This window comes from Streptomyces poriferorum, assembly GCF_019399235.1.
Lineage (GTDB): Bacteria > Actinomycetota > Actinomycetes > Streptomycetales > Streptomycetaceae > Streptomyces > Streptomyces poriferorum.
In genome coordinates, this window is sequence record NZ_JAELVH010000695.1 from 1 (window position 1) to 302 (window position 302).

1 protein-coding gene is annotated in these 302 nt (G+C 64.2%); it reads right to left on the reverse strand.

The features are described 5' to 3' along the window. Nucleotides 1-24: 24 nt before the first annotated feature. Complete coding sequence (locus JGS39_RS40460) at nt 25-240, reverse strand: MbtH family protein (protein WP_219574711.1); 216 nt, start codon at nt 238-240, stop codon at nt 25-27. Nucleotides 241-302 lie beyond the last annotated feature (62 nt).

Genomic DNA, 302 nt, shown 5'->3' on the forward strand with positions numbered 1-302 from the left:
GAGGGGTAGGGCGTGGGACGGGCGTCAGTGTGTGGCGTTCATGGCCTTCACGAGGCTGTTCGGCCGCATGTCGGTCCACTGCTCATTGATGAAGTCGAGGCAGACCTGCCTGCCGCTGTCCGAGAGAGCGACCGTCCATCCCTCGGGCACGTCGGCGAACACGGGCCACAACGAGTGCTGCAGCTCGTCATTGACCAGCACGTGGTACGTGGCCTCGGGGTCCTCGAACGGGTTGGCCATCTCTTCTGCTCCCTGTTTCTTCGGTTGCTGGGACTGCTTGTCGGGTGAGGGCTGAGGGGAGG